The organism is uncultured Roseibium sp. (assembly GCF_947499295.1).
Taxonomy (GTDB): domain Bacteria; phylum Pseudomonadota; class Alphaproteobacteria; order Rhizobiales; family Stappiaceae; genus Roseibium.
The window spans coordinates 1-4,518 of record NZ_CANMNP010000063.1; the positions used below are offsets into that span (position 1 = coordinate 1).

The following is a 4,518-nucleotide window of genomic DNA, read 5'->3' on the forward strand; positions in this document are numbered from 1 at the left end:
GGAAAATGGGAGCCTTTGAAACTAAGAAACGAAACGTACCTTGGAACATCAAAATGGAGACCCAGCTGGAAATGAAAGGCCTATAAAATTTGCGACACTACCTTCGCAAGCGCATGTTGGATACTCGGCACACAAGCTCGGACTACTACCATCGCCCTGTGGCGCCTATGATGTCATTCGGCGCCAATATTAGGAATTGGTTATATTCCGAACTCGACTTTCAGTGTCTGCAGATCGTCAACGAATTGATCTCTCATCTGCTTCGTATAAATCCGCGTGATGCGCCCATCGTTCTGCCGCAGCACAATTTTGCGCAGATCGTTTTGTCTTGCTTTCCACGTCAATCCGTCGGTGACGAACAGCAGATTCGTATCCGGTCGCTTCGCTTGAATGATCGCATCCCGTAAGCCCATTTCTTCTAGCACATCAAGAAAGAATTCTTGATCCTTCTGATAACGTTTGGTTCCTGTTCCGCCCTCGCCGAGGCGCTCTTTCAACTCAACTTCGAGTTTGTCCTTTGAGAACCCAAGAAAAAGTCCAACGCAAAATCGAGAGACTTCAAAATCGCTGCCCGAACGCGCTTCAACGAGTGCGGCGATATCCTCGCGACTGTATTCAGGTTTCATTTCGAGAGACCGGATCCGATCCATAATGGCTTCGGCAACATCATCCATCCAGTCGACGTCGAGCGGCGACAGGCTATCAATAATTTCTTCAAATCCCTGGTGAACTCTGAGCATTATTGACCAACAATCAGATATTCTTCAACAGTAGAGCGCTTGACGTTGCTGTGCGTCCCAAAATGATACCTGTGCTCCTTTCTGAATACGCGCACGTCCTTTTTCCGCTTTTCCATCAACGAAAAGTTGATCCAGATCCGGATAGCCTTTGTCGTTGTGGCGCTCCCGTGTAAAACCTGTCCCATAGTGCATCCTTCCATTCGGGAGAAAAGACTGCACCATCAAAATCTGGGATCAAACACCTAATGATCCGAAGGCTCGCAACTTATTGTTTCGTTTCCTGAACTTTTGAGTCGGACTCTCAGGTCTCTGACTGAAGGCATCGACACGACAACGAGCGGGGGAACACCCGTCTTTCATCTGTTCGGTGCCCTTGCCCAGTTCGAACGCAACCTCATCCGAGAGAGAACCCGCGCTGGCCTGAGCGCCGCTGTCGCGCGCGGGCTAAAAGGCGGACGCAAGGCAGTAGTCACAGCAGAAAACTGGCGCGCGCAAAAATGTTAATCGAAAAGGGCCTGACTGTCCGCGAAGCCGCCGCCCGCATCAAAGTTGGGAAGACCGCACTCTACGAGGCAATCAACGCGGAAACCTAACGAAACGCGCCAAACTGATACGTCGTCCTGCAAATACAAAGGGACCGAAAAAAGATCATTCCTGAGAGACCTCGCGTACCTTTATACCGATAGGCCCAACGCACCGTGGTTGCGGAACGCGCCGAGGAAGAATTTCAGGGATTTGCGCTCGACCAGCCAGTCTCCCGACACATAGTCGATGACCAGATGGGCATAATCCGGTTGCCCAGTCATCGGGCAGAGCGTGGTGAACTCGGGTGCGGTGAAACGCACATTGTAGTCCACATCGGCCTGTGGGTTCTGTATATGCTCCAGAACAGCCTCTTCAGGGTTTGAGGGCAGGACGGTGTCACCGCCCAGTTGGGAGAGATTGCTGTAGATATCGCTCATATTCGTCTCCAATTCGTCTTAAACGCCACGCTTATTGTCCCAGACCAGCACATGAAGCTGAGGCAGGATGCGCGGGGTGAACCATCCGATGTTCAGGGTCTTGGCGATCAGCCATTCCAGCCGTCCTGTGGCATGGTTCAGATCGACAGGCAGATCGGGGTCGGTTTCCGGATTGCCTGGCTGTAGATACAGTGGTAACTCCGGGTAGCGCTCGGCCACGTCCTGAGCCCAATGGAAATCGGTATCATCGAAGATCACGATCTTCAGGACCGTGTTATCTGGGCGCATAGTCAGACAAGCGTCGAATGCGACCCAATCCATCTGCTCGCCGCTGCTGGGCGGTTTTGGGCTGAGGACCAGCATCTCAAGGTTCGAAAACCATGGCTTGGCAAGTGAACCTTGGGTCTCGCAGGCAAAGCGATAGCCTTCATCCAGACCGCGCCGGATCAGCGGGCCAAAATCCTGAATGGCCGGGTTGCCGCCCGAAAGAGACACGGTCAGAGGCCGCCCGCCGGACAGGTGCTGAACTGTAGTCCAGACCTCTTCGGTGCTCAGAGCGCGCCAGTCATGGCGAAAGGCGTTGTCGACCGCGTGCAGGCTGTCGCACCAGGCGCAGCGAAAATCGCACCCGCCCGAGCGCACGAACACTGTGGGCTGGCCAATCAACGCTCCTTCGCCCTGCACAGTGGGGCCAAAGATTTCGGCGATGCGTAGGGTCATGGCCGATACTCGGCCCATGTCTTGGGCGTCTCGGACACCTTCACCGCCGCCGTTTCCGGCCAGCGCGCCGCGCACCAGTCATAGAAGTGGCGGGCCATATTCTCAGCGGTCGTTACACAGTCCAACAAATCATTCAGGTTCTGGTGGTCGAACGTGTCGTTAATGTAGCTCTTGAATGGCTTCAGTTCATGATAATCCCGGACGAACCCGTCCTGATTTAGTTTGTCGGAGGCCAGTTCAACCACGACGATATAATTGTGCCCGTGCATCCGCGCGCATTGGTGGTCGTCCGGCAGATGGGTCAGTTGATGCGAAGCGGAGAAGTGGAATTCCTTGGTGATCCGGTACATCAGGCGCGTTTCCTTTCCACCGCCTGCCGCCAGAAATCGGGATCGGCATAGACGGTTGGGTCGGGAACACCTGCCAAATCAAACGCTTCGCGCCGCTCCACACAGGTGCCGCAGCGCCCGCAATGCAGCGCTCCGCCTTTGTAGCAAGACCACGTCTGGTCAAATGGCACGTCGACCCGCGCGCCCTCGGCCACGATTTCAGCTTTTGATCGGTGAACGAACGGCACATGCAGCGCGACATCCGCGTAGCCATCCAGCGCCGCGCGTTGCATGGTGTCGAATGCATCGGTGAAGGCGGGGCGGCAATCGGGATAGATGAAATGATCCCCGCCATGCACTGCCGTCGCCACCGCATCATCCCCCTGCGCCGCTGCGATGCCATACGCAACGCTCAGCATGATGGCGTTGCGGTTGGGGACCACGGTCACCTTCATGCTCTCTTCTTCATAATACCCATCCGGTACATCCAGATCGTCGGTCAAAGCCGATCCGGTCAACGTCACACCGACCGAGCGCAGGTCGATCACATGATGCGGCACACCCAGCCGTTTGGCACAGGCGGCCGCGAAGTCGAGTTCCCTAGTATGTCGCTGTCCATAGTCGAACGAGACCAGTCGCGACAAGCCGCCCTGATCCGCCAGCACATGCGCCAGCAACACGGAATCCAGTCCGCCTGAGCAGACCAAAGTTGTTTTCATGATGTCAGTCCTTGTTTTATAACCGGGTAGGCTGCGACCGGCAGGCAGTGCAGTATGGCAAATTGGGGGCAAACTCAATGTAGTTATGGGGATTGCTAAGTTGTTGACGTGGTTCAGCACTGGTCGATATCTGTGATGTTTCAGAGTTCCGATTTTCCGCGTCTCAAGGACTTTCGTTTTCCCAAGTCGATCATTCCCTACGCGGTTTGCGCTGAGTACGGCAGATGTTGAAGACCTCCTTTCAGAGCGGGGTATTTTCGTCAGCCGGGCAGCGATCCGCAACTGGGTAAACCGGTTTGGCCGGCATTTCGCGCGCTGATTCGCCGGGACCGGCCAAAGCCCAACAACAAGGTCGTGTGTGGATACCCTCGGGTTTGCAAGGATTTTCTGATCTGATTGTCAGCGATTGATTGCGGTCGTGTGTCAGGCCTCGAATTGCGGCTTTTCACGCGCCTCGGGCCAAGATGGTCAGTTCGCTGATTGGGCCCAATTCGATTCCGCGGGCTCCTATGGCGCCCAACCCCAATCTAGGTGTTTGATCCCAGATTTTGATGGTGCAGTCTTTGCTTACTGCCGCTGGTTAGAGCGAGCAGATCCTTATGCAGCAGCGGTCTGGTCTGGTTGGTAGTTCTCTTCTTTCGTGATCATAGCCCAGATCTGACGCGCTATCTTGTTGGCAAGAGCAATCGCCGCAACCATCTTGGGTTTGCTATCTAATTTGTCTTGAAGCCAAGGCGCGGCGCTGCTGCTTTGTCTTGCATGTCCTGTAATCCGGCTCATGGCACCTGTTATAAGCGCGCGGCGAATATCGCGTTGACCCATTTTGCTGGTTTGCCCAAGGCGAATCTTACCGCCAGATGAATTCTGTTTGGGCACGAGCCCAAGCCAAGCGGCGAAGTCGCGGCCTTTTTCGAAATGCGTCATATCCGGCGCGAATGCCTCGATAACCATAGCTGCGATTGGCCCAATTCCTAAAGCGTGTCGCGTTTAATTGCATTCATATCCAGCGTGTTTGAAGAAGTTCCTGCATTCAGTAGGAGTGAACAGG

5 protein-coding genes and 3 pseudogenes are annotated in these 4,518 nt (G+C 54.7%); 2 read left to right on the plus strand and 6 right to left on the minus strand.

The window, feature by feature from the left end:
* Window positions 1-200: 200 nt before the first annotated feature.
* Window positions 201-674 carry a hypothetical protein gene (locus Q0835_RS29360; protein ID WP_298966938.1) on the minus strand — a complete coding sequence of 158 codons (474 nt, stop codon included), beginning with the start codon at window positions 672-674 and terminating at the stop codon, window positions 201-203.
* A 348-nt stretch (window positions 675-1,022) separates the two neighbouring features.
* Here Q0835_RS29360 and Q0835_RS29365 point away from each other — a divergent pair.
* A pseudogene (locus Q0835_RS29365) lies at window positions 1,023-1,333 on the plus strand (recombinase family protein); the annotation flags it as partial.
* Between the two features lie 99 nt (window positions 1,334-1,432).
* Here Q0835_RS29365 and queF read toward each other — a convergent pair.
* From queF to queC, 4 genes and pseudogenes are all read right to left on the minus strand, one after another.
* Window positions 1,433-1,702, minus strand: a pseudogene (gene queF / locus Q0835_RS29370) (preQ(1) synthase); the annotation flags it as partial.
* A gap of 18 nt (window positions 1,703-1,720) precedes the next feature.
* The gene (queE, locus tag Q0835_RS29375) at window positions 1,721-2,440 is read right to left on the minus strand and encodes a 7-carboxy-7-deazaguanine synthase QueE (protein ID WP_298966941.1); all 720 of its coding nucleotides are present in this window, start codon (window positions 2,438-2,440) and stop codon (window positions 1,721-1,723) included.
* Window positions 2,419-2,772 (minus strand): 6-carboxytetrahydropterin synthase QueD, encoded by a 354-nt coding sequence (gene queD, locus Q0835_RS29380; protein WP_298966944.1) that lies wholly within the window; start codon window positions 2,770-2,772, stop codon window positions 2,419-2,421. The genes queE and queD overlap by 22 nt, the downstream gene beginning before the upstream one ends.
* Complete coding sequence (gene queC, locus Q0835_RS29385) at window positions 2,772-3,470, minus strand: 7-cyano-7-deazaguanine synthase QueC (RefSeq protein WP_298966947.1); 699 nt, start codon at window positions 3,468-3,470, stop codon at window positions 2,772-2,774. Before queC ends, queD begins: the two co-directional genes overlap by 1 nt.
* A 135-nt stretch (window positions 3,471-3,605) precedes the next feature.
* Here queC and Q0835_RS29390 point away from each other — a divergent pair.
* Window positions 3,606-3,821, plus strand: a pseudogene (locus Q0835_RS29390) (IS6 family transposase); the annotation flags it as partial.
* Between the two features lie 246 nt (window positions 3,822-4,067).
* Here the strand turns inward: Q0835_RS29390 and Q0835_RS29395 are convergent.
* Window positions 4,068-4,439 (minus strand): transposase, encoded by a 372-nt coding sequence (locus Q0835_RS29395; RefSeq protein ID WP_366142421.1) that lies wholly within the window; start codon window positions 4,437-4,439, stop codon window positions 4,068-4,070.
* Window positions 4,440-4,518: the final 79 nt, after the last annotated feature.